General features: G+C 63.6%; 20 protein-coding genes and 1 pseudogene. 10 read left to right on the top strand and 11 right to left on the bottom strand.

Annotated features, from left to right (window positions below):
- Positions 1–11 precede the first annotated feature (11 nt).
- From RPF88_RS05365 to RPF88_RS05355, 3 genes are read left to right on the top strand one after another with little or no spacing between them, the layout of a single operon-like run.
- Entirely contained in the window at positions 12–959 is a 948-nt protein-coding gene (locus RPF88_RS05365) for an ABC transporter permease (protein WP_063172358.1), read from the top strand.
- The gene (locus RPF88_RS05360; RefSeq protein ID WP_337121872.1) at positions 956–1,825 is read left to right on the top strand and encodes an ABC transporter permease; all 870 of its coding nucleotides are present in this window, start codon (positions 956–958) and stop codon (positions 1,823–1,825) included. Before RPF88_RS05365 ends, RPF88_RS05360 begins: the two co-directional genes overlap by 4 nt.
- Positions 1,822–3,444: an ABC transporter ATP-binding protein gene (locus tag RPF88_RS05355; protein WP_337121870.1), complete on the top strand. Its 1,623-nt coding sequence runs from the start codon at positions 1,822–1,824 to the stop codon at positions 3,442–3,444. The genes RPF88_RS05360 and RPF88_RS05355 overlap by 4 nt, the downstream gene beginning before the upstream one ends.
- Before the next feature lie 21 nt (positions 3,445–3,465).
- Here the strand turns inward: RPF88_RS05355 and RPF88_RS05350 are convergent, their stop codons facing one another.
- A complete protein-coding gene (locus RPF88_RS05350) occupies positions 3,466–3,897 on the bottom strand; it encodes a TerB family tellurite resistance protein (RefSeq protein WP_064993702.1) in 432 nt (143 codons plus the stop codon).
- Positions 3,898–4,044: 147 nt separating this feature from the next.
- Between RPF88_RS05350 and RPF88_RS05345 the strand changes: the two genes are divergently transcribed.
- From RPF88_RS05345 to RPF88_RS05330, 4 genes and pseudogenes are all read left to right on the top strand, one after another.
- Entirely contained in the window at positions 4,045–4,830 is a 786-nt protein-coding gene (locus RPF88_RS05345; protein WP_337121869.1) for a TSUP family transporter, read from the top strand.
- Positions 4,831–4,880: 50 nt separating this feature from the next.
- Positions 4,881–5,051 (top strand): hypothetical protein, encoded by a 171-nt coding sequence (locus RPF88_RS05340; protein WP_013531212.1) that lies wholly within the window; start codon positions 4,881–4,883, stop codon positions 5,049–5,051.
- 101 nt (positions 5,052–5,152) lie between these two features.
- Positions 5,153–5,983 (top strand): annotated as a pseudogene (locus RPF88_RS05335) (helix-turn-helix domain-containing protein).
- Positions 5,984–6,055: 72 nt separating this feature from the next.
- Positions 6,056–6,475, top strand: coding sequence for a VOC family protein (locus RPF88_RS05330; RefSeq protein ID WP_224675405.1), 420 nt, complete (start codon positions 6,056–6,058; stop codon positions 6,473–6,475).
- A gap of 12 nt (positions 6,476–6,487) precedes the next feature.
- Here RPF88_RS05330 and RPF88_RS05325 read toward each other — a convergent pair whose 3' ends face one another.
- Both RPF88_RS05325 and RPF88_RS05320 read right to left on the bottom strand, forming a co-directional pair.
- Positions 6,488–7,960 carry a cobyric acid synthase gene (locus RPF88_RS05325; protein ID WP_337121868.1) on the bottom strand — a complete coding sequence of 491 codons (1,473 nt, stop codon included), beginning with the start codon at positions 7,958–7,960 and terminating at the stop codon, positions 6,488–6,490.
- Positions 7,960–8,574, bottom strand: coding sequence for a dimethylsulfonioproprionate lyase family protein (locus tag RPF88_RS05320; protein ID WP_337121867.1), 615 nt, complete (start codon positions 8,572–8,574; stop codon positions 7,960–7,962). Before RPF88_RS05320 ends, RPF88_RS05325 begins: the two co-directional genes overlap by 1 nt.
- Positions 8,575–8,718: 144 nt before the next feature.
- Here RPF88_RS05320 and RPF88_RS05315 point away from each other — a divergent pair, with 144 nt between their 5' ends.
- A complete protein-coding gene (locus tag RPF88_RS05315) occupies positions 8,719–9,885 on the top strand; it encodes an isobutyryl-CoA dehydrogenase (RefSeq protein ID WP_013531207.1) in 1,167 nt (388 codons plus the stop codon).
- A gap of 25 nt (positions 9,886–9,910) precedes the next feature.
- The gene (gene mmsB / locus RPF88_RS05310) at positions 9,911–10,795 is read left to right on the top strand and encodes a 3-hydroxyisobutyrate dehydrogenase (RefSeq protein ID WP_337121865.1); all 885 of its coding nucleotides are present in this window, start codon (positions 9,911–9,913) and stop codon (positions 10,793–10,795) included.
- A 327-nt stretch (positions 10,796–11,122) separates the two neighbouring features.
- Here mmsB and RPF88_RS05305 read toward each other — a convergent pair whose 3' ends face one another.
- The 8 genes from RPF88_RS05305 to RPF88_RS05270 form a co-directional block, all read right to left on the bottom strand.
- Positions 11,123–13,558: a GcvT family protein gene (locus RPF88_RS05305; protein ID WP_337121864.1), complete on the bottom strand. Its 2,436-nt coding sequence runs from the start codon at positions 13,556–13,558 to the stop codon at positions 11,123–11,125.
- A 193-nt stretch (positions 13,559–13,751) separates the two neighbouring features.
- Complete coding sequence (locus RPF88_RS05300) at positions 13,752–14,396, bottom strand: cytochrome c oxidase assembly factor Coa1 family protein (protein WP_024501290.1); 645 nt, start codon at positions 14,394–14,396, stop codon at positions 13,752–13,754.
- 81 nt (positions 14,397–14,477) lie between these two features.
- Positions 14,478–14,843 (bottom strand): hypothetical protein, encoded by a 366-nt coding sequence (locus tag RPF88_RS05295; protein WP_013531203.1) that lies wholly within the window; start codon positions 14,841–14,843, stop codon positions 14,478–14,480.
- Between the two features lie 142 nt (positions 14,844–14,985).
- A complete protein-coding gene (locus RPF88_RS05290; protein WP_337121862.1) occupies positions 14,986–16,365 on the bottom strand; it encodes an aspartate aminotransferase family protein in 1,380 nt (459 codons plus the stop codon).
- A gap of 48 nt (positions 16,366–16,413) precedes the next feature.
- Positions 16,414–16,554 carry a hypothetical protein gene (locus tag RPF88_RS05285; protein ID WP_063172368.1) on the bottom strand — a complete coding sequence of 47 codons (141 nt, stop codon included), beginning with the start codon at positions 16,552–16,554 and terminating at the stop codon, positions 16,414–16,416.
- 68 nt (positions 16,555–16,622) lie between these two features.
- Complete coding sequence (locus RPF88_RS05280) at positions 16,623–18,695, bottom strand: prolyl oligopeptidase family serine peptidase (protein ID WP_337121861.1); 2,073 nt, start codon at positions 18,693–18,695, stop codon at positions 16,623–16,625.
- Between the two features lie 66 nt (positions 18,696–18,761).
- Positions 18,762–19,934, bottom strand: coding sequence for an MFS transporter (locus RPF88_RS05275; protein WP_063168191.1), 1,173 nt, complete (start codon positions 19,932–19,934; stop codon positions 18,762–18,764).
- A gap of 144 nt (positions 19,935–20,078) precedes the next feature.
- A complete protein-coding gene (locus RPF88_RS05270) occupies positions 20,079–21,254 on the bottom strand; it encodes an MFS transporter (RefSeq protein ID WP_027160489.1) in 1,176 nt (391 codons plus the stop codon).
- 252 nt (positions 21,255–21,506) lie between these two features.
- Here RPF88_RS05270 and RPF88_RS05265 point away from each other — a divergent pair, with 252 nt between their 5' ends.
- Positions 21,507–23,084 carry a trimethylamine methyltransferase family protein gene (locus RPF88_RS05265; protein ID WP_337121860.1) on the top strand — a complete coding sequence of 526 codons (1,578 nt, stop codon included), beginning with the start codon at positions 21,507–21,509 and terminating at the stop codon, positions 23,082–23,084.
- The last annotated feature ends 90 nt before the right edge of the window (positions 23,085–23,174 follow it).

Genomic DNA, 23,174 nt, shown 5'->3' with positions numbered 1-23,174 from the left:
CCCCACCTTCCATGACCGCCTACCTCCTAAAACGCCTCGCCATCGCCATCGCCACGCTGGTGCTGGCTTCCATGGTGGTGTTCGCCGTCCTGGAGATCCTGCCCGGCGATCCGGCGCGGCTAATGCTGGGCATGAATGCCAGCGCCGACCAGGTCGAGTTGCTGCGCAACCAGATGGGCCTCAACGCGCCGCTAGCTTGGCGCTATCTGCACTGGGCGGGCGGCCTGCTCAGCCTCGATTTCGGCCGCTCCTACACCTATTCGGTGCCGGTCATCGGTCTGGTTCGCGAGCGGCTGGCCGTCTCGCTGCCGCTGGCGCTGATTGCGCTTGCGCTCTCCACCCTCATCGCGATTCCCGTCGGCCTGTTTTCCGCCAGCCGGCGTGGACGGGCCGGTGATACGATTTCCATGGGCGCCGCACAGCTTGGCGTCGCCGTGCCCAATTTCTGGTTCGCGCTGATGCTGATCTATGTCTTCGCCGTCTGGCTGCGGCTGGTTCCTGCTGGCGGCTTTCCCGGCTGGAGTGCCGGCGTCTGGCCAGCCTTGAAGTCGCTGCTGCTGCCGGCGTTGGCGCTTGCCTTGCCGCAAGCCGCGATTCTGGCGCGCGTCACCCGCTCGGCGCTGATCGAGGTGCTGAACGAGGACTATATTCGTACCGCCCGCGCCAAGGGTCTGCCCTACCGAGCTGTGCTGTGGCGGCACGCGCTGCGCAACGCCATGATTCCGGTGCTGACCATTCTGGGCCTGCAGTTCGCCTTCCTGCTTGCCGGCACCATCATCATCGAGAATGTTTTCTATCTGCCCGGCCTCGGCAGGCTGGTGTTCCAGGCGATCACCCAGCGCGACCTGATCGTCGTCGAAAGCGTCGTCATGCTGCTGGTCGCCGCCGTCATCGCCGTCAATCTGCTGGTCGACCTTTCCTATGCGGTCGTCGATCCGCGCCTGAGAAGCCGGCAATGACATTGCACATCGACATATCAGAAGAGACGTTCGGCAGCATCCTGGGCAAGGCGTTCGGGAATACCGCCTTCGTTGCCGGTTTCGTCATCACCCTGCTGATCCTGGCAATGGCTGTCGTCTCCTATGCCTGGACGCCCTATGACGTCACGAAACTGGTGATATCGGATAAGACGCAAGCGCCCTCGCTGGCGCACTGGTTCGGCACCGACCATTTCGGCCGCGACATCCTGTCTATGGTCATGGTCGGCGCCCGCAATTCGATTGCCGTGGCGCTGGTCGCGGTCGGCATCGGCATGGGGGTCGGCGTGCCGCTCGGCGCCTTTGCCGCGGCACGCGGCGGCCTCGTCGACGAGGCGCTGATGCGGCTGAACGACCTCGTCTTCGCCTTCCCGGCTTTGCTGTCGGCGATCATGATCACCGCCATCTTCGGACCGGGCGCCGTCAACGCCATCATCGCCATCGGCATCTTCAACATCCCGGTCTTTGCGCGCGTCGCCCGGGCCGGCGCGCTGGCGATCTGGCCGCGCGAGTTCATTCTCGCCGCACGCGCCGCCGGCAAGAGCAGCACGCAGATCACAATCGAACATGTGCTGCCCAACATCGCCACGCTGCTTCTGGTGCAAGGCACCATCCAGTTCGCGCTGGGCATCCTGGCCGAGGCCGGGCTTTCCTATCTGGGCCTGGGTGCGCAACCGCCAATGCCGAGCTGGGGCCGCATGCTGTTCGACGCGCAGACCCGCATGGTGGTGGCGCCATGGATGGCGATCTTTCCGGGCATGGCGATCCTTGTCGCCGTGCTGGGGCTGAACCTCCTGGGCGACGGCATCGCCGACATCCTCGATCCGAAATCGCGGCGGCAGCGATGAGCCTGCTCGACATCGAGAACCTGTCGCTGACCATCGGCGACACGCAGATCCTCAAGGGTGTGGCGCTTTCCGTCGCGCCCGGTGAGGTGATGGGGCTGGTCGGCGAATCCGGTTCCGGCAAATCGATGACCGCGCTGACGGTGATGCAGCTTCTGCCCCATGCCGCGCGCGCCAGCGGATGTGTCACATTCGACGGCATCGACATCCTGGCAGCAACCGAGGACCAGATGTGTGCGCTGCGCGGCGACGACATCGGCATGGTGTTCCAGGAGCCGATGACGGCGCTCAATCCGGTCAAGACCATCGGCGAACAGGTTGCCGAAGGCATACGCTGGCACACCAGGGCCAGCCGCGCCGAGGCCGAAGACCGGGCGCGAAAAATGCTCGACCGTGTCGGCTTGCCCGAAGCGAAATTCCCGCTGTCGCGCTATCCGCACGAACTGTCGGGCGGCCAGCGCCAGCGCGTCGTCATCGCCATCGCCTGCGCGCTGAAGCCGAAGCTGCTGATCGCCGACGAACCGACGACGGCGCTCGACGTGGTGCTGCAGGCACAAATCCTCGACCTTTTGCGCGACCTCGTCGCGGAGAGCCGCATGGGCCTGCTCCTGATCTCGCATGACCTCGCCGTGGTGACCGAGATGGCTGACCGCATCACCATCCTGCGCCGCGGCGAGGTGATGGAAGCCGGCGACACCGCACGCACGCTATCCGAACAGCTCCACCCCTACACGCGCCAGTTGGCGCAGGCCTCGATGCATGTGCCGGCGCGCGTCAGGCCGCATGGCATCGAGACGGGCCGCCCTTTGCTTCAGGTCGAGGGCGTGACCCGCGACTATCCCGGCCGGCGCACCTGGCTGTTTAAGCGCGCGCCTGGTATCCGCGCCGTCGACGACGTCTCGCTGTCGATGGCGCCGAGTCAGTCAGTGGCACTGGTTGGTCGCTCCGGCTGCGGCAAGTCGACGCTCGCCCGCATGATCCTGGCGCTGGATCGGCCGACATCGGGCTCAATCTCGTTCCGCGGCGGGACCATAACCGGCAAGAGCGAAGCCGAGTTAAAGCCGGCGCGACGCGATATGCAGGTCGTTTTTCAAGATCCCTATGGCTCCTTCGACCCGCGCCAGAAGGTGGAAAAGCTGGTTGCCGAACCCCTGCATGTGCTGGAGAAAAAGCCGACGCGCGCCGAGTGCCGCGAGATGGTGGCGCATGCCCTGCACGAAGTCGGCCTCGGCATCAGCGACATGGACAAATACCCCCATGAATTTTCCGGCGGCCAGCGCCAGCGCCTGTCGATCGCCCGCGCCATCATCACCCGCCCCAAGCTGGTCGTTGCCGACGAGCCGGTCTCGGCGCTCGATGTCTCGATCCGCGCCCAGATCCTCGATCTGTTCGCAGAGCTCAACCAGAAGCTCGGCATCGCCTACCTCTTCATCACCCACGACCTGACCGTGGCCCGCGCCATCACGGACGAGGTGCTGGTCATGCATGACGGCAAGATCGTCGAGCGCGGCAAGACGAGCGAAGTGCTCGACCACCCGCAGTCCGAGGCTGCCAAGGCGCTTGTCACCGCCGCCCCTGACTTGCACCGGGCGATCGCGGAGCGGCTGCGGGAGCAAGGCTGATCAGGAGAGAAGGCGGCCCGATCACTCCTGCGTCTTGACCACATCGACCGGATTGATATCGAGCAGGTCGAGCGTGCGGCGCAGCAGGCGGATCTCGCTCTCGGCCAGTTGCGAATCCGCCTTGGCGATCTCCGCCATATGTTTGGCCAATTGCCGGCGCCGCTCGACGTCGAGATCGCGAAACAGTGCAATCGCCTGCGAGCCATTGGTCTCGTAGCCGAACTCGTTGAGATATTCGATGACGCTGTCGATGCTGCTTTCCGGAATGCCGAAGGCATCCTTGCAGATGCGCCGGAAGGCAACCATTTCGCTCTCGCTGACCGACCCGTCGGCCAGGATCATGCGAAACAGCATCAGCAGTTCCGCCGATAGGACCGGATCGTCCGCCACCTTGCGCACGCCGGGGTCGCCGTCGAATATCTGACGTATCTGGTCCAGCAATGCGAATGCCATCAGGAGCCTCTTTCCGGGTTAACTACACAAACACAATCCAGGCGCGATGCGCTAGGATAGAGGTAGCGCGGAATCGATCTTGCGCAAACAGGGCGGCCGTGGTCGAACGCCCGATATTTCAGCCAGCCGGACACCCCCATACATCAGATGATCGACCTTAGCATCCAGACCGTCGCCATGCTCGCTTTCGCCGCTTTTGCCGCGGGCTTTGTCGATTCGATCGCTGGCGGCGGCGGGCTGATCACAGTGCCGGCGCTGCTGCTTGCCGGCTTCACGCCGGTCCAGGCGCTCGCCACCAACAAACTGCAAGGCATGTTCGGCTCGGGCTCGGCGACCATCCACTACGCATCGAAGGGTCATGTCGACCTGCGCCGGCAATTGCCGTCGGCGCTTCTGGCCCTTGTCGGAAGCACCATCGGCGCCTTGCTGGCGACGATCGTGCCGGGCGACATACTGCGGGCTGCCCTGCCCATCGTGCTGATCGCCATCGCGCTCTACTTCGCGTTCAAGCCCAACATGAACGATGTCGACCGCGCCGAGCGCCTGTCGCCGTTCCTGTTTGGATTGACCCTGGTGCCCGCCATCGGCTTCTACGATGGCCTGTTCGGACCGGGCGCCGGCTCCTTTTACATGCTGGCCTTCGTGGCACTTGCCGGCTACGGCGTGCTCAAGGCGACGGCGCATACCAAATTGCTCAACTTCGCCTCCAACATCGGCGGCTTCATCGTCTTCGCGGCCTTCGGCGTCGTCTACTGGAAGATCGGCCTGATGATGGGCGTCGCCCAGTTCCTCGGCGCTCGCGTCGGCGCCAGCCTGGCCATGCGCATCGGCGCAAGACTGATCAAGCCGCTGCTGGTGATCGTATGCCTGGCGCTTGCTGTGAAGCTGCTGGCTGACCCGGCGAACCCGCTGCGGGCCTTGATTGGTGTGTGATCCCGCGCCTGATAGAATGCCGCTGTTCGAATCATGTTGGAGAGGCAGACATGAATCTTAGCGCACCTACCCAGATCGTTTTTATCATCTCCGTTGTTATCGCCATCATCGGCGTTCTCGCCGCGCTTGGCGTTCTCTCATTCATTCCACTCGCATCGGTGTGGATCGTGCTTATTGCTTTCATCGTGCTTGCCGGCGGCTGCTTGATGCGCGGCGCCTGACCATTTCCCTTGAAGTGGGGACGAGGAGCGCCCGGCCAAAAGCCGGGCGCTTTTGATTCCGGCCCTTGGTCTGTTAGATTTGACTGGCGCGAGGATGGCCGATGCCAGTCAAGATGCAACCCCAGCAAGAGCAGAACCGGTCCGTCGCCGGGCGGTTTGAGATGCGCCGGCGCCTGCCCGATCCTCGACTTCAGGGCATTGTGTCGGACATTTGCGGCTATCGCGAAATGGCGCCCGGCCATATGCGCAACGTCGAATATGCGTCGCTCACCGTACCGCTGGTCATCAGCTTCGCCGAACCCTTCGCCATCGGCCTCGGCAAGGCGCCCGGCGACAATGACCGCTTCGCCAGTTTCGCCGCCGGCCTCTTTGCCGGACCGGTGGTGATCGAATCCTTCGGCGGCGCCTGCTGCGTCCAGGTCAACTTCACGCCGCTTGGCGCACGCCGTTTCTTCCGCCTGCCGATGAGCGAACTGACAGACAGCATGGTCGTCCTCGACGACGTGCTTGGCGCTCAGGGCTTGGCGCTGCGTGAACGGCTGGGCAATGCGCCGGATTGGACGACGCGTTTCGACATGGCCGAAGCCTTCGTCACCGCCCGTCTCGAGAATGCCGCCGAGACGCCACTTGAAATCGCCTGGGCCTATGACCGCATCATCACATCCGGCGGCCGGACCCGCATTGCATCGGTCGCCGAAAGGCTGGGCTGGAGCCGCAAACATCTCGCCGGCAGTTTTTCCAACGCCATCGGCATGGGCCCCAAGACACTGTCGCGCATCGTCCGCTTCAACCGCGCGCTCGGCCTGTCGAGGCAGCAGGCCGTCGACTGGGCCGATATCGCAGCCGATTGCGGCTAGGCCGACCAGGCGCATCTGGTACGCGAATTCCGCGACCTCGCCGGCGAGACACCAACCGGAATCTCGGCCAGGTAACATTTCTTCAAGACGCTGGAGTGGCCTTTACCCACAGTGGGGCATCGACCAACCCCGCTGAAGGAGATCGACATGACCACCACCACCGAAGCGCCCCGCCTCTACCCCGCCTTGCGCTACAGGAACGCGGCAAAGATGATCGACTGGCTGGGCGAAGCCTTCGGCTTCAGCGTCCGGGCCCGCTATGGCGAAGGCGACGTCGTGCACCATGCCGAACTGGTTTTCGGCTCTTCGATGATCATGCTGGGCACCGTGCGCGACGACGACTACGGCAAGATGGTCGGCGAACCCGGCTCAGGCGGCGGCAAGTCGATCTACATCGCCGTCGATGATGCCGATGCCGCCTATGCCAAGGCCAGGAAGGCTGGCGCCACGATCATCCAGGAATTGACCAACCGCGACTATGGCAGCCGCGAGTTCATCTGCCGCGACCCAGAAGGCAACGTCTGGTCCTTCGGTACCTACTGGCCGAAGGCAGGCGACAAGGGCTGAGCCAACCGCGAATTACCGCGCCAGTGCAAAGATCGCGTCGCAGTCGAGATGGGTCTCCAGCTCGGCTGCGACCTCGTCCAGCGCCCGCTCGACCTCGGCTCGGTAGTCGATGCCGCCGCCCTTGATGCCGAGGCTTTCGAGGAATCTTCCGCGAAAGCCGTCGGCGCCAAACAGACCGTGCATATAGGTGCCGATCACCTTGCCATCGGCCGACACTGCCCCGTCATCGATGCCATTGATGACTGCAGACGGCCTCAGCGTATCCGGCCCGGTGGTGCGGCCGAGATGGATTTCATAGCCTTCGAGCGGCAGGTCGAACGGCACCGAACGGGCCCTGACGTTGCGCACCGTCTTTTCCGGCTCCATCACCGTTTCGATGTCGAGCAGGCCGAGCCCTTCGGCTTCGGTGACGCTGCCTTCGATGCCGTCGGGATCGCGCACCATACGGCCGAGCATCTGGAAGCCGCCGCAGATACCGACGACATGGCCGCCGCGCTTGCGATGCGCAAGAAGGTCGCGATCCCAACCGTTCTCGCGGAATTTCAAGAGATCGCCGATTGTCGACTTCGAGCCTGGAATGACCACCAGACCGGCATCGGCGGGCAGCGGCTTTCCCGGCGGCACGAACACCACCTCGACCTGCGGCTCAGCCTTGAGCGGGTCGAGATCGTCGAAATTAGCGATGCGGCCAAGCATCGGCACCGCCACCTTCAGCGCGCGCGCTTCGCCGGACGCCAGCCGCTCCAGCACCACCGAATCTTCCGAAGGCAAGCGTGCCGCCGCCTTCAGCCACGGAACGACACCGAAACAGCGCCAGCCCGTGAATGTCTCGATCGACTTCAGGCCGTCGTCAAACAGCGAAACGTCGCCGCGGAACTTGTTGATGAGATAGCCGGCGATCATGCGCCGGTCCTCCTCCGGCAGGATCAGATGCGTGCCGGCCACCGAAGCGATGACGCCGCCGCGGTCGATGTCGCCGACCAGCACCACGGGCACATCGGCGCGCGTGGCAAAGCCCATATTGGCGATGTCGCGGCTGCGCAGGTTGATCTCGGCCGGCGAGCCGGCGCCCTCGACGATGACAAGATCGGCGCCCTCGCCGACCTTGCCCCAGGAGTCCAGAACGGCGTCCATCAGCCGGCCCTTCATCGCCTGGTAGTCGCGCGCCCGCGCTTCCCCGAACACTTTGCCCTGCACGATGACCTGCGCGCCGACATCGGTCTGCGGCTTCAGCAGCACCGGGTTCATGTGGACCGATGGTGCGACACCGCAAGCGATCGCTTGGAGCCATTGCGCGCGGCCGATCTCGCCGCCGCCGGCTTTTTCCCCGGGGATGTCGGCGACGGCGGCATTGTTCGACATGTTCTGCGGCTTGAACGGCCGCACCTTCAACCCACGCTTTTTTGCCGCGCGGCAGAGGCCGGCGACCAGCACGGTCTTGCCCACGTCGGAACCCGTGCCTTGCAGCATGATCGCTTTGGCCATCAGTCCCTGCCCTGCGCCACGGTTCCGGTGATGTCGGATTTCTGCGCCAGCGGCCCGCCGCGCCAGATGTACAGTGCCAGCAATGGCTCCTTGCCGGTGCGCATGGCGTGATTGACGTTGGACGCGTGATGGACGACCTCGCCGGCCGTACGCATGCAAAAGCCGCTCTCGCCCATGCGCCATTCGGTGCCGCCGGTCAGCGGAATGTAGATTTCCTCGGCGACGTGATGGTGGTCGGGATAGACGATATCTGGTCCAAGGATCAGCAGGCCGGCGGCGGCCGCGTCATTGGCAAAGTGGCCACGTGTGCCGAACACTTCCAGCCAGCCGTAATTGTCGATGAACTCTTTCCCGAAGTCCGCCTCGCCATAAGTCTGCCCCCAGCGGAAATCATTCCGACGTTCGGCAAGCAGTTGCACCAGCGGCTTGGCATCCGGAGGCGCCAGTTCGGCGGCGCGATCGAGATGGCGCAGGCAGGCAAGCGGACGCGGCTCCAGCGTGCGAGCCGGCATGTCCCAGCCGATCCGGGCCACGGCATCGCGCATCAGGACGTGATCCACGGTCGCAAGGTATGCGTGGAACCGGCCCAGCAGTTCATCGAATTTTGTCGTCACATCTTGCTCCGGACATGCATTGATGCACAGCCGCTCCGCAGGGGATCGGGTTGCGCGGCGGCATCATTGGTCTAGATTGGTGCGCGCGCAAAGCCAAAAACAACAGGCCAGCGAGCTAGCTGGCCAGCACACAGGGAGCACGCCATGGACGCCGCGGTCGATGCGAGCACCAGCCAATTCGAACTCAACGAGGAGCAGCGCGCCATCCAGGAGATGGCGCAGGCCTTCGCCGCCGACCGTGTCGCACCGAATGCGCTCGATTGGGACCGCAACAAGCATTTCCCGGCCGACGTGATCCGCGAGACCGGCCCGCTCGGGCTCGGCGGCATCTATATCAGGGACGATGTCGGTGGCTCGGCACTTGGCCGGCTCGACGCCGTGCTGATCTTCGAGGCGCTGTCGCACGCCGATCCGGCCTTTTCGTCCTTCATCTCGATCCACAACATGGTGGCCTCGATGATCGACCGTTTCGGCAATGACGAACAGCGCCAGCGCTTCCTGCCCAAGCTCACTTCGATGGAATGGCTGGCCAGCTACTGCCTGACCGAGCCAGGCTCCGGCTCCGATGCCGCGGCGCTCAAGACCCGTGCGGTGAAGAGCGGCGGCGACTATGTGCTCAACGGCACCAAACAGTTCATCTCCGGCGCCGGCGACAGCGATGTCTATGCCGTCATGGTGCGCACCGGCGCGGACGGGCCGAAAGGCATTTCCACCATCGTCGTGCCCAGAGATGCGCCGGGCCTCTCCTTTGGGGCAAACGAGCACAAGATGGGCTGGCACATGCAGTCGACCCGCCAGGTCATCTTCGAGGATTGCAAGGTGCCGGCGGAGAACCTTCTGTCCGACGAAGGCGCTGGCTTCGGCATCGCCATGGCCGGGCTCGACGGCGGCCGGCTGAACATCGCCGCCTGTTCGCTGGGCGGCGCGCAGTCGGCGCTCGACAAGGCGCTGTCCTACACCGCCGAGCGCAAGGCTTTCGGCTCGAAGATCAATCAATTCCAGGCGCTGCAATTCAGGCTGGCCGACATGGAGACCGAGCTGCAGGCGGCGCGTATCTTCCTTTATGCCGCCGCCTCGAAGCTCGACCGCAAGGCGCCGGATGCTGGCAAATGGTCGGCGATGGCCAAGCGCTTCGTCACCGACACCGGCTTCAATGTCGCCAATGACGCACTGCAGCTGCTCGGCGGCTACGGCTACCTGCACGACTACGGCATCGAGAAACTGGTGCGGGACCTGCGCGTGCACCAGATCCTCGAAGGCACCAACGAGATCATGCGCGTCATCATCGCTCGCGCGCTGATTGGCCGTTGAAGCCAGCAACTCTGGGAGACAGACAATGACGACGATCGGCTTCATCGGCCTCGGCAATATGGGCAATCCAATGGCCGCCAATCTGGTCAAGGCCGGGCATGCGGTGAACGGTTTCGACCTCGTTCCGGAAAACCTCACCGTCGCCAAGGAACATGGCGTGACGATTATGGCGAATGCCTTGGCCGCGGTGAAGGATGCCGACGTGGTGATCACCATGCTGCCTGCAGGCAAGCATGTCCTCTCCGTCTACGAAGACATCGCGCCCAAGGCCAGGCAAGGCGCACTCTTTATCGATTCCTCGACCATCGACGTCGAGTCAGCCCGCAAAGCCCACGCCGTCGCCAGGAAGCACGCGCTGTCGTCGATCGATGCACCGGTCTCGGGCGGCACCGGCGGGGCTGCGGCCGGCACGCTGACCTTCATGGCGGGAGGCTCCGATGATGCCGTCGCTGCCGCCGAGCCGATCCTGAAGCCGATGGCCGGCCGCATCGTCCATTGCGGCGGCGACGGCGCCGGCCAGGCAGCAAAGATCTGCAACAACATGATCCTCGGCATTTCGATGATCGGTGTCGCCGAAGCCTTCGTTCTGGCCGAAAAACTCGGCCTGTCGCATCAGGCGCTGTTCGACGTCGCCTCGACCTCCTCCGGCCAGTGCTGGTCCTTGACTACCTACTGCCCGGTGCCCGGCCCGGTGCCGACTTCGCCCGCAAACAAGGACTACAACCCAGGATTTGCAGCCGCCTTGATGCTGAAAGACCTGAAATTGTCCCAGGAAGCCGCCCAAGGTGCGGGTGCTGTAACGCCGCTTGGTGCCGAAGCGGCTCAGCTTTATGCCTTGTTCAACGCCCAGGGACATGGCGGCGTCGATTTCTCCGGCATAATTAATTTTCTCAGGGGTAACCCGGCGTAACCCACGGATTTGGCGGATTTTTCCGGTTTCCTTCGGTGGAAAAAATGAAAATTTAGATTTGCTTAAGCTCTCGATAACTCCGCGGTAACGATGTCCCTATAAAACGGATTGCGAGGCGGACATCTCATCCGTCCGGCGCTCCGGATCAGGTCTCGCGTACCGGAGCCCGTAAATTTCGACAAGTGCCATAAGTTTCGCAAAGTGTTTGCGTAGCGAAGCGCCATGCGTATCTGGCAAAACCGCGTTCCCGATGGAGCGCGGTTTTTGCGTTTTACCCTGCAGCACGGTTGAGACATCGATGAACCGGAAACTGTACTCCGGGATACCTCACATGCGCCCGCGGTCGCCTTCCGGATCATAGGGCGAGTCGGCGATCACCTTTGCCGCGCGGCGCTCGCCGAGGATCGAAACCTCGAGCTCGGTACCGGGCGACACAAGTTCCAGGGGCAGCAGCGCAAGTGCGATGTCGTGACCAAAAGTGTAGGAGTAGCCCGCCGAGGTGATGTGGCCGACGAGCTCGCCTTCGCGGTAAACGCCCTCGAAGGCGAATGCGCTCGCACCGTCCGTGTCGATCGACAGTGTGGCGATCCGGCGTGTAACCTGCTGCTGTTTCGCGACCAGTGCCGCCCGGCTGATGAAGTCCCTCTTGTCGAGGCTGATGAAGCGCTCGAGGCCGCTTTCCCAGGCGGACAATTCGGGGTTCATATCGCGGTACATGGCCCGGTACGATTTATCGAGACGAAGCGATTCCAGCGCTTGAAGTCCGACCAGCCTCAGCCCGTGTGCCTCTCCCGATGCCAGAAGCGCATCCAGCAAATGCCGCTGGTAGCAGAGTGGATGATAGAGTTCCCATCCCAGCTCACCCGAATAGTTGACACGCAGCAGCCGTACGTCGCTGGCCATGCCGACGGTGCCGGACTGTACGCTGAACCATGGGAAGGCCTCGTTGGAGAGGTCGATCTCCGTCAGCGGCTGCAGTATGTCGCGCGCCTTCGGCCCAACCACCGTGAAGCTGCCGCGATCCTCCGTGACGTTGCGCAGATGCACGCTGCCGTCCTTCGGCAACAGCCGGCCGAGATCGTCAAGGTTCCAGCGTTCGGCGCGCGGCGTCGATATGAGATAGAACAGGTCGCTCTGCAGCCGCGCCACCACATACTCGGCCTGCACGCCGCCGGTCGGCGTCAGGTGATGGGCAAGAGCGACACGACCGGGACGCGGCAGTCTGTTGGCCAGGATTCCGTCGAGCCAGCCCTCGGCGCCCGGCCCGCCGACCTCGAACTTGGTCATTGGTGTCATCTCGACCAGACCGGCGGCCTGGCGGACAGCCTGGACCTCTGCGGCGACGTGGTTCCCCTTGGGGGTCCAGCGCCAGCTGTAGACATTGCGCGCCTCGACACCCGCGGGCGCAAACCAGCTCGGCATCTCCCAGCCGTTCAACACGTCCCATACCGCGCCAAGCTGACTTAGGCGGTCATAGGACGGGGCCGTTTTCTGCGGTCGCGCCGCCGGCATGTCCTGGCCCGGATAGTGCTGTACGGCGTGGGTGCCCCAGGCTTCCCGGACCTTGGCCCGGGTCCAGTTCTTGTTGGCATATCGGCCGAATCTGCGGGGATCCAGCTCCGCCGTGTCGATGCTGTTGCCACCCTCCACGATCCGTTCGGAGAGGTAGTAGCCAATCGCACCACCCCAAAGGATGCCCCCCGGCACCCCTTCGGCGAGCCAGACATTCTCCAAACCCCACGCCTGCCCCATCAGCGGCAGCTCATCGGCCGTCATCTGGAAAGGTCCTCGCACATTGCGCTTGATGCCGGCGCGCCCGAGCGCGGGAACCAGTTCGGTGGCGCGCTCCCAGTTCCAGGAAACGGCATCGAAATCTTCATCGAGCAGATCGGCGCCGAACCATTCCGGGACACCGTTTTCGGCGAACAGCTTGAGCTGCTCGGTACGCTCATAGGGACCGAACATCAGCCCGTCTCCCTCTTCGCGCACATAGCCCTCGTAACCCTCGTCCCTGAGGATCGGCATCTCCGGAAGACCAAGCCGTTTGCGTTCCACGATTTCGGGAACCGCCTCGGTGATCCAGTACTGGTGCAGGATCGGGATCGCGGGAATGTCCAGGCCCAGCATGGCGCCTGTCTGGCGTGCGTAATTGCCTGTTGCAAGGATGACATGTTCACAGACGATCTCGCCGCGTGAGGTTTTGACCCTCCACTCGCCGCTCGGCATCCGCTCGAAACCCACGACCTCGGTATCAAGATGGATCTTCGCGCCGAGGTCGCGTGCACCCTTGGCCATGGCCTGGGTGACATCGGCGGGTGCAATGTGGCCGTCATCGGGATGGTAGAGGGCACCCAGCATGGTGTTGTTGTCGAGCAGCGGCCAGATCTCTCGCGCCTCCACGGGCGATACGATCCGGGCCCGCACTCCCTGGACCTCGGCAACGTCCATGTAGCTTCTGTACTCGTCCAGCCTGTCGCGCGTGTTGGCAATGCGCAGTTGGCCGCATTTGTGCCAGCCGACGTTCTGGCCCGTCTCCGCCTCCAGGCCTTCATAGATCGCGATCGATCTGGCGATCATGCGGCCGACATTGCGGCTGCGCGCGTAAGAGGGGATGAGCCCCGCGGCATGCCATGTCGAGCCGGCCGTAAGCTGTGTTCGCTCCAGCAATGCCACATCGGTCCAGCCGCGCTTTGCCAGGCCGTAGAGAATGCCGGCACCCACACAGCCGCCACCGACCACGACCGCACGAAAGGAACTCACCATATGCTCGTGCCCTTGTCAGAAATTGCCACCGGTCCACATGAACGCATGCGCATACTGTCAGACAGCATCCGGCTTTTCAGCATATTTCCTTGTCTGGAACACAGCAGCGGTCACCCGACTGTTGGGCCACGAAGCCGGCCGAACTGTCAGCTGTCGCGCCCGTATTCAGGCCGCTTTTTTGCGTTTTGCCTAGCTATATTCCGATTGCAGCATTCGGGATCGGGACATGATCTTCGTTGATCAGCACGATCGGCGCATCGGCTCCCTCGACCCTGACGACCAGCAGGCGCAGGCTCCACGTGCCGGCTGTCCGGACAGCCGTCGAATAGGCCGTGCCCTTGCCCCTGGCGCCGTGGACCGGAATGCCGAACTGGGCGTCACCAGCCCCATTCGCATCGACGTTGAGATGGCCGCCGACCCAGAAACTGTCGGTCAAATCATCACCCAACGCCGCCTTGACGCGGTCGTCGGCGCGAAGCCTGTCCATCGTCATGAGATAGGCATCGCTGCCTTTCAGGACGTAGGGAATGCTGCCGACCATCGTCGCGCAGCCGCCAATCCCGACCACCCAGACGGCAAGGCCGGCGATTGCCCAGTTGCGCTGCGTCTTGCGAAACTGCTCCGGGTCGCGCCAGGCGCGGTTCTGCCAGGCCCAGCGGCTGCCGCGTGCGCCCAGCACGATGATCATGATGATGTTGACGACAGGGATCAGCGCCAGCAACGCAATGAAGGTGCTGTTGCCGATGCCCCAGATCCAGTTGAGGAAGAAGGCGCCCCAGTTCCAGCGGTCGAGTTCGGCTGGAATTTCAGCGGGCTGGTTGAGCGGTTGTCCGGCCATCATGTCCCCAATCGGTAACGTACGGACTGATTCTAGCGCATGCGCTCCTCGATGCGCAAAATCAAAGTTTTGCAACCCCGGTCAGGTCTTGTTGGACAGCCGGCGAAAATTCGCTTTCACGGCACGGCTTGCCGGCTTCAGCGCGGCGCTGATCGAGCGCTCCGCCGCAACCCCGTTGAACAGCGACGGCGTGCGGCCGGAAAAGACTTCCGGCCAGAACCGCGATGCCGATTGCAGGAAAGACATTTGTGCCGCAAACGCGCCTTCGGCCATAGCGGCGGTCTTCTCGTTGACCGCACGCGCCGTCTCCGTACTCCATGGCTGGCGGCTCCCGCCATCCATGGCCATCAACGGTAGCCGCATCATCGCCACCAGCGGCGCCAGCATCAGGTCGCCGCTGATGCTGGCCGCTTCTCGCGTCCGTCGGCTCTTGCCGGTTTTTCTCATGGAAACAAACCCCTTGTGGCGGCCGAATCAGCCGCTGCCCCACACACTACGCGCTTGTGATGGAATTCGTTCCCTCGCCGCTTCGGCATGGTCTCAAGGCTGGGCGCGCCCGCCGAAGAGCGCCCAGCCGAGGGGTCGAGTTCTACCGCTTGCGAAGATCGGCTTGCGCCAGATCCAGCGCCTTCGAGATGCGGTCGCAGGCCATATCGATCGTATCGCGGGTCCAGATCAGCGGCGGCGACAGGATCATCGTGTCGCCGGTGGCGCGCAGCATCATGCCATTCGTGATGGCGTGATCCCGCACGGTTACCGCCGCACTTCCAGCCGGCAGGAACCGCTCCTTGGTCGCCTTGTCCTTGACGATCTCGATCGCGCCCATCAGTCCGATCGAACGGACCTCGCCGACCAGATCATGTCCGGCAATGCGCTCCTGCAACGCCTTGGCGAAGTAAGGGCCGGTGTCGTTCCGGACGCGGTCGACCAGCCCTTCGCGCTCGATGATCTCGAGGTTCTTCAGCGCCACGGCGCAGGCCACCGGGTGCCCGGAATAGGTGTAGCCATGGTTGAACTCGCCGCCCTTCTCGACCAGCGTCGAGGCGATGCGGTCGCCAACCAGCAATGCCGACAGCGGCTGATAGCCCGAGGTCAGCGCCTTGGCCGTGGTGATCGTGTCTGGCTCGATGCCGAGTGTCTGTGCGGCAAACCATTCGCCGGTGCGTCCATAACCGGTGATGACTTCGTCCAGCATCAGCAGGACATCGTATTCACGGCAGATGCGCTGCACTTCCGGCCAATAGCTCGCCGGCGGTATCTTCACGCCGCCGGCTCCCATGATCGGCTCGCCGATAAACGCGGCAACCTTGTCGGCGCCGGCTTCGAGGATCGCCTCCTCGACAGCCCCGGCCGCGCGCAGACCGAAATCATGATCGCTCTCGCCAGGCAGCGCTAGCTCATAGGCATAGGGCATCATCACATGGACGATGTTGGGCACCGCACCGTTGAGCTGCTTGTGCATACCATCCATGCCGCCGAGCGAGGTGCCGGCAACGGTCGAGCCGTGATAGGCCATCTTGCGCGAGATGATGCGGTTCTTCTCCGGCTTGCCCTCCAGCACCCAATAGTGGCGCACGAGGCGCAGCGCGGTGTCGTTGGCTTCCGACCCGGAAGAGCCGTAGAATACCTGGTTGACGTGTTTCGGCGCGATCTCCGCCAGCTTCTTGGACAGCAGCACTGGCGTCGGCGTCGAGCATTTGAAGAAGGAGTTGTAGTAAGGCAGTTCCTTCATCTGGGCATAGGCGGCCTCGGCCAGCTCGTCACGGCCATAGCCGATGTTGACGCACCACAGCCCGGCCATGCCGTCGAGGATTTCAGCCCCCTCGGAATCGTAGATGAAAGGGCCGTTGGCATGGGTGATGATGCGCGACCCGGCCCCGCGCATTTCCTTGTGGTCGGTGAACGGATGCAGATGATGCGCGGCGTCGATCTGCTGAAGCTGCTTCAGCGAATAATTCTGATAGGTCATGTCTGATCTTCCCTCTGGATTCTATCCGGCCAAGCCGGGGCGAATGCTTCAGAGGAAGAGAGGTGGCGAATAGCCGATGCGGGCGCACAGCCGCAAAAGCTCGGCGCGCAGCGTGCGCGGTGACGGCGTCACCGCGACCCGCAATGCGCGAGCCTCGAATGCGTCAATCAACATCCTGACGAGAGCCATGGAAGCCACCTTAGAGCAAAGGCTGCTCGAGGAGAACCACCCTTTGCTTGGCCCATAACTGAATGACTCTAGGCCTTGGCTGTCAGCGCCCTCTGCAAGAAGACATATTTCATCGCCGTCTGCGCCGCCTGCGGCCGGCGGTCGCCACGCCCGCCATGGCCGCCCTCGGTCTCCTCGAAGAACAGCGTCCTGGCATGGCCGGCTTCCTGCAGGCGGGCGGCCATCTTGCGCGCATGGCCGGGATGGACCCGATCGTCAGCGGTCGATGTGGTCAGCAGCACAGGCGGATAGGCGGCAGCGGCGTCGACATGCTGGTAGGGCGAGTAGGCTGAAAGCCACTTCGCGTCTTCGGGTTTCGACGGATCGCCATATTCGGCCATCCACGAGGCGCCAGGCGGCAATTCGGCGTAACGCAGCATGTCGAGCAGCGGCACCTCGATGATGACGGCGCCGAAAAGCTCGGGATGCTGCGTCAAGGAAACGCCGGTCAGCAAGCCGCCATTCGAACCACCCTGGATGCCGAGCGAGCTTGCTGTCGCGATGCCGCGCTTGACGACGTCCTGCGCGACCGCTGCGAAATCGTCGAATCCGTTCTGGCGATTGCCCTTGAGCGCCGCCTGATGCCAAGCTGGGCCGAACTCGCCGCCGCCACGGATGCATGCCTGCACATAGGCATTGCCTTTCTCCAGCCACAGCTTACCACGCACGCCGGCATAGCCGGGCAGCAGCGGCACTTCGAAGCCGCCATAGCCGTAAAGCAGCGTCGGCACCGGACCTTTCTGGTCGCGCCGCCTGACGACGAAATAGGGGATCATCGTGCCGTCCTTGGAGCGCGCCTCGAACTGTTCCGAGATCAGCGGCGAGGCATCGAAACGCGCCGGCTGCGACTTCACGGTGGCGAGCGTCTCGCCATTGTCGTCGGACCAGATGATCGAACTCGGGGTCAGGAAATCGGTGAAGGAGAAGGAGACACTCGAGCCGAACTGCTCGGCATGACTGATGCCGACATTGCCATTTTCGGGCAGCGCCACCGGTTTCAGCGACCAGTTGCCATCCATGCGCTCGCAGACGACGACTTTGCCGCGCACATTGTCCATCAGGCTGATGAACAGCCGGTCCCGCGTGCGGGCAATGCCGGCTATGGAAACGCGATAGGCCGGCTCGAACAAGGTTTCGACAGGCCCGATCGCGCCGGTCTCGACCCAGCGAGCCAGGTCCAGCGAATAGAGGCCGTCGGGCTTGCAAACCGTGCCGCCGGGCGCCGTCCATGCACTGCGCACGCCGAACACGAGCTGATCCCTGAATATTGCCGTATCGGTCATGTCGTCCGGTAGCGGCAGCTGTTTGTTTTCGCCGGAAGGCAGCCGAAGGAAGATGTGCGAAGCGAAGAAATTCAGCGTTCGAGCCAGGACCAGATAGCGTCTGTCACCGTCGTACTCGACAGCGGCACCAACGGCGAGATCCTCTTTCTGCGCCTCGAAGATCGGCGTCGCGTCTTCCAGCTTGGTATCGCGCTTCCACAGCTTTATGATTCGCGGATAGCCGGACTCGGTCTTGTCGGCCTCGTCGAAAGCGGCGGAAACAATCACGGTGTTCTTATCCAGCCAGCTGAAACCCGACTTGGAAGCGGGTGCACGAAACCCACCCTCGACAAACGACTTGGTCGCGATGTCGAATTCGCGCATCTCGCTGGCGTCTCCGCCATCCGGCGACATACTCACCAGGCAACGGTTGAAGTCCGGATAGAGTCGGCTTGCGCCGCCAAAAACCCATTTTATCCCCTCCTTCGCCGCAAGCTGGTCGAAGTCGATGATCGTTTCCCAGTCGGGCTTCTCGGTCTTGTAGGAAGCGATCGACGTGCGGCGCCAGAGGCCGAGCACATTGGTCTTGTCCTGCCAGAAATTGTAGACATGGCCGGCTTTTGCCGCGCCGACAGCGATGTTGTCCTCGGCCGTCATCAGGTCGAGCGCGGTCTGGAACGACGCCTGATAGGACGGATCGCCCTGCAATTCACCAACCGTGATCTCGTTCTGGCGATGTACCCAGTCCAATGACTGCTTGGCCGTCCTGTCCTCCAGCCAGAGAAAGGGATCGTCGGTCGTGGGGGCAGAATTCGGCGTCTGGGTAGCAGGCTTGGTCATGAGGTCTCCGATAAACGCGTTGCTTTGAAAAAGCCAACGCCGACAGGCCGTCGATATTCACCATGTTCAGCGCACAATTGAGGCTTTCCGCCGACCAGCGAGGCTCGCAATGGCCAGCGCCAGGCACAGCAGCCCAAGCGTGATCGGCAGTCCGCCGGCGCCCATAACATCCATGGCGCCCCCCGCCAGCGGCGGCACGGCGATGCCGCCGACCCCCCACATCAAGGAAAAGGCCGCATTGCCGGCGACCAGTGCGGAGCCGGTGAAGCGTTCGCCGAGCTCGATGATCGACATTGTGTAGATGCCGTAGGAAACCGCGCCCCAGACAAAGATCATTGGCCAGATCAGCGGCGACTCGATGAGAAGCGGAAGCAGGACGCAGCCGAGCACCGTGATCGCGACGCAGGCAAGCCGCACCAGGCGCGCGGAAAGCCTTTCCGCCAAAAGGCCGAGCGGCACCTGCATGGCGATGTTGCCGGCGATCATCACCGACAGCAGCGCCGACATGCGGGTTTCGGTGATGCCGTGATGGGTGCCATAGACCGGCAGCAACGCCAGCGCACCCTGTTCGAAGCCGGCGGCGACTATGACGGCGAACAAAAGCAGCCACGCCAGCGGCACGAAACCCAGGACGGAAACCTGGTGCCCGGCCTCGTCGACCTTGGGCAAACGCGGCAGCACCGAGGCCAGGCAAATGCCACACAGCACGAAGGCGAAAATGCCGACGAGGAAGGGCGGCCAGCCCTCAGTGCCGACTGCAAGCAGGCACAGTGGCCCGGTCGCGAAACCGGCCGAGATGATCGTCGAATAGACACCCATGACGCGGCCGCGTCGGGCCGGCGGTGCCAGCGCGATCACCCAGATCTCGCTCAGCACATAGAGCGGATTGGTCACGACGCCGATCAGGAAGCGCAGGGGAAACCACAAATAGACATTTTGCGTCCAGCCGATCAGCGCCAGCACGACAGCCGAAAGGGCCGCACAGGTGAGCGCGGTGCGCCCTGCCCCGAATCGGCGGGCCAGCGCCGGGATCAACGGCGATAACAGAATGAAGCCAATCGGCGTCATGGCCGCCGACAAGCCGATCATCGCTGGCGAAACGCCCTGGCGCTGCAGGATGAAACTCAGCAGCGGATAGGACAACCCTTGCGCGATGGCGAACACCGAGACGGTCGCGATCACACCGGTGATCGCCGCCCATTGCATCGTCTCGTCCTTGTTCGATTCAACCAAATTCATGTACGCACCGCTGTCGGGCTGCAGGATTAGCGATTGAGTTGCGCAGAGGTAAGCCCCTGGCGGGCGAAAACTGCTTGCTCCAGACAGTGCCTGTCAGGAGGCTGGGCCTGTCAGGAGGTTGGGCCTGTCAGGAGGTTGGGCTTATCAGGAAGCTCGGCGCATGGATGAGCGGTACAGCGCGAACATCACCAGCACCGCGTCGAGAGCGGCAATAACCACCGGCAGCCCAAGTGGGCCGATGCCTTGCATGAGCAGGCCCGCACCGGGTGGGCCGACGATGCCACCAACGCCCCACATCAGCGCAAAGGCAGCGTTGCCGGCGACCAGCACAGAGCCCTTGAACCGGCTGCCGAGTTCGACCAATGCCATGGTGTAGACGCCGTAACCGACCGCGCCCATCACCAGCAGCACCACCCAGATCAACGGCGTTGTGATCAGCAGAGGCAGCAAAAGCGCGCAAACGGTTGTTGCCAGTGCGCAGACGATGATCATGGCGCGGCCGCCAAAACGCTCCGCCAGAAGGCCGAGTGGTATCTGCAGCAGGATGTTGCCGAGGGAAAGCGCCATCACCAGCGAGGCCAGAACGGCTTCCGCCAGGCCATAGCTGGCGCCGAAGACCGGGACCAGCGCATAGGTGCTCTGCTGGACCGCCGCCGAGACAAGCACGGCAAGCAGCAGCGCCGGCGCCATTTTGGCAAACCCGACAAGGCCGCTGGCAGGCTGGCCGTCATCCTCGAAGCCGGTGAGCTTTGACGAGACGGCGTGCAGGATCACCGCGCAGAGCGCGAAGCCGGCGACGCCGACCATGAAAGGCGCCCAGCCCGACGTACCGAGCAGGGTCAGCGCGAATGGTCCGGCGGCATAACCGGCGCCCATCAGCGTGTTGAACACGCCCATCACCCGGCCGCGCCGCGACGGCGGTGCCAGCGACAGCGCCCACACCTCGCCAAGGATATAAAGCGGATTGATGACCACGCCGATGATGAAGCGGATGACGAACCACGCCACCCAGTCCTGCAGATAGCCGATGCCCAGGAAGCAGAGCGCGCCGATCAGCGAGCAGCCGACCGCCAGGTTGCGCCCGCCGACCAGCCGCACCGCCGCCGGCACGAAGGAAGCCGACAGGATCAGCCCGAGCGGCATCATCGCCGCCGACAGGCCGATCAGCGCCGGCGACATGCCTTGCTTCTGCATCAGCAATGTGAACAGCGGCGAGCTCAGCCCTTGCGCGGCGCCAAACATGGCAAGTGCCGCGGTGACGCCGGCAAGCGCTGCCCATTGCGTTCCTGCTTCGCCTTCGCTCGAGCCGGTCGCGACCATGCTGCCATCCAGATGAACTGCTGGCCATCAGGCCGGCAAGCCAAGTAGCTATCGGTTCGATCCCCGGAAGGAAAGGGCCGGCCACCGAAATCCGCTTGCTCCAACGCGGCAACCTGATCAAGCCGATGTCGCGGCCGGGCACCTGCCGTTCCGGCATGTCGCTTCCCTCGCCCTAGTGGTCGTCGCCTCCGCAATGGCCGGACAGCCGCCGGTCCATTATGCCGCCCGCTATCGCATCCTACGAGGACCATCATGACCGCCGCCCTACAACCCTCAGAACCGGCATTGGCCACCGACCGCGCCCGTCGCGGCGGCCGCGCTGGAAAGCGCGCCGGCGGCTCGGCCGCGTTCGAGCAGCCGGCTTTTGGCCAGTTGAAGAACCCTCTGGCGCCAACCAGGCTGGTCTCCGACGACGAGCTGGAATCGATTCACCTCGCTTCCCTGCGCGTGCTGCGGGAAATCGGCGTCGACGTGCTGCATGACCAGGCCCGCAGCATCATGAAGGCGCATGGCGCCGACGTGCGTGACGGCTCAGAGCGGGTGCGCTTCGACAGCGACATGATCCTCGACCTGGTGTCGCACTGCCCGTCGGAATTCACCATCCATGCCCGCAATCCTGCGCACAATGTGCGCTTCGGCGGCAACAATGTGATCGTCTCGATGATGGCGTCGGCGCCCAATTGCTCCGACATCGATCGCGGCCGCCGGCCCGGCAACCAGCAGGACTACCGCAACTTCCTCAAGCTCGCGCAGATGCACAACATTCTGAACTGCACGGGCGGCTACCCGGTCGAGCCGACCGATATCCATCCATCCGTCCGCCATCTCGAATGCATCCGCGATCTCAGTGTGCTCACCGACAAGGTGTTCCACATCTATTCGCTCGGCAAGGAACGCAATGTCGACGGCATCGAGATCGCCAGGATCGCGCGCGGCATCAGCCACGAGCAGATGCTCGAAGAGCCGTCCGTCTTCACCATCATCAACACGAATTCGCCGCTGAAACTCGATGTGCCGATGATGGAAGGCATCATCCAGATGTCGAGCAAGGGCCAGGTCGTCGTCGTGACGCCGTTCACCCTGTCGGGTGCGATGGCGCCTGTCACCATCGCCGGCGCACTGGTGCAGCAGAACGCGGAGGCGCTTGCCGGCATTGCCTTCGCCCAGATGGTGCGCAAGGGCGCCCCCGTCGGATATGGCGGCTTCACCTCCAATGTCGACATGAAGTCCGGTTCACCGGCGTTCGGCACGCCGGAATACATGAAGGCGCAGCTCGTCGGCGGCCAGCTTGCCCGCCGCTACAACATCCCCTACCGCACCTCCAACACCTGCGCCGCCAACACGGTCGACGCGCAGGCGGCTTATGAAAGCGTGTTCTCGCTGTGGGGCGCCATCCAGGGCGGCGGCAACCTGATGATGCATGCCGCCGGCTGGCTCGAAGGCGGCCTGCGCTGCTCCTACGAGAAGACCATCCTGGACATCGACCTGCTGCAAATGGTGGCCGAATTCCTGACCCCGCTCGACCTTTCCGAAGAGGCACTCGGCTTCGACGCCATCCAGTCGGTCGGCCCCGGGGGCCATTTCTTCGGCACCCAGCACACGCAGGACCGCTACAAGACCGCCTTCTACTCGCCGATCCTCTCCGACTGGCGCAATTACGAGACCTGGGCGGAAGCCGGCTCGCCGACGGCGCTCGAAAAGGCCAACAAGGTCTGGAAGGAGCGGCTGGCGTCCTATGAGGAGCCCTACATGGACCCGGCCATCCGCGAGGAACTCAACGCCTTCGTCGCCAAGCGCCGGTCCGAAGGCGGCGCGCCGACCGATTTTTGATCGGCAGTATTGTTGATGAACGGTCGACCCCCACTCCGTCGAGCTGCGCTCGACACCTCTCCCCCGATCGACGGGGGAGAGGAAAGGCGC

It is taken from the genome of Mesorhizobium sp. ISC11 (genome assembly GCF_037162595.1).
In the GTDB taxonomy this organism is placed as follows: domain Bacteria; phylum Pseudomonadota; class Alphaproteobacteria; order Rhizobiales; family Rhizobiaceae; genus Mesorhizobium; species Mesorhizobium ciceri.
The sequence above is the reverse complement of the archived record's forward strand: the minus strand, read 5'-3'. Positions and strand labels throughout refer to the sequence as shown.

Bases quoted from the DNA above. Each gene is read 5' to 3' on its own strand.
- RPF88_RS05365 (WP_063172358.1), top strand. From the start codon at position 12: ATGACCGCCTACCTCCTAAAACGCCTCGCCATCGCCATCGCCACGCTG.
- RPF88_RS05360 (WP_337121872.1), top strand. From the start codon at position 956: ATGACATTGCACATCGACATATCAGAAGAGACGTTCGGCAGCATCCTG.
- RPF88_RS05355 (WP_337121870.1), top strand. From the start codon at position 1,822: ATGAGCCTGCTCGACATCGAGAACCTGTCGCTGACCATCGGCGACACG.
- RPF88_RS05350 (WP_064993702.1), bottom strand. From the start codon at position 3,897: ATGGCATTCGCATTGCTGGACCAGATACGTCAGATATTCGACGGCGAC.
- RPF88_RS05345 (WP_337121869.1), top strand. From the start codon at position 4,045: ATGATCGACCTTAGCATCCAGACCGTCGCCATGCTCGCTTTCGCCGCT.
- RPF88_RS05340 (WP_013531212.1), top strand. From the start codon at position 4,881: ATGAATCTTAGCGCACCTACCCAGATCGTTTTTATCATCTCCGTTGTT.
- RPF88_RS05330 (WP_224675405.1), top strand. From the start codon at position 6,056: ATGACCACCACCACCGAAGCGCCCCGCCTCTACCCCGCCTTGCGCTAC.
- RPF88_RS05325 (WP_337121868.1), bottom strand. From the start codon at position 7,960: ATGGCCAAAGCGATCATGCTGCAAGGCACGGGTTCCGACGTGGGCAAG.
- RPF88_RS05315 (WP_013531207.1), top strand. From the start codon at position 8,719: ATGGACGCCGCGGTCGATGCGAGCACCAGCCAATTCGAACTCAACGAG.
- mmsB (WP_337121865.1), top strand. From the start codon at position 9,911: ATGACGACGATCGGCTTCATCGGCCTCGGCAATATGGGCAATCCAATG.
- RPF88_RS05305 (WP_337121864.1), bottom strand. From the start codon at position 13,558: ATGGTGAGTTCCTTTCGTGCGGTCGTGGTCGGTGGCGGCTGTGTGGGT.
- RPF88_RS05300 (WP_024501290.1), bottom strand. From the start codon at position 14,396: ATGGCCGGACAACCGCTCAACCAGCCCGCTGAAATTCCAGCCGAACTC.
- RPF88_RS05295 (WP_013531203.1), bottom strand. From the start codon at position 14,843: ATGAGAAAAACCGGCAAGAGCCGACGGACGCGAGAAGCGGCCAGCATC.
- RPF88_RS05290 (WP_337121862.1), bottom strand. From the start codon at position 16,365: ATGACCTATCAGAATTATTCGCTGAAGCAGCTTCAGCAGATCGACGCC.
- RPF88_RS05285 (WP_063172368.1), bottom strand. From the start codon at position 16,554: ATGGCTCTCGTCAGGATGTTGATTGACGCATTCGAGGCTCGCGCATTG.
- RPF88_RS05280 (WP_337121861.1), bottom strand. From the start codon at position 18,695: ATGACCAAGCCTGCTACCCAGACGCCGAATTCTGCCCCCACGACCGAC.
- RPF88_RS05275 (WP_063168191.1), bottom strand. From the start codon at position 19,934: ATGAATTTGGTTGAATCGAACAAGGACGAGACGATGCAATGGGCGGCG.
- RPF88_RS05270 (WP_027160489.1), bottom strand. From the start codon at position 21,254: ATGGTCGCGACCGGCTCGAGCGAAGGCGAAGCAGGAACGCAATGGGCA.
- RPF88_RS05265 (WP_337121860.1), top strand. From the start codon at position 21,507: ATGACCGCCGCCCTACAACCCTCAGAACCGGCATTGGCCACCGACCGC.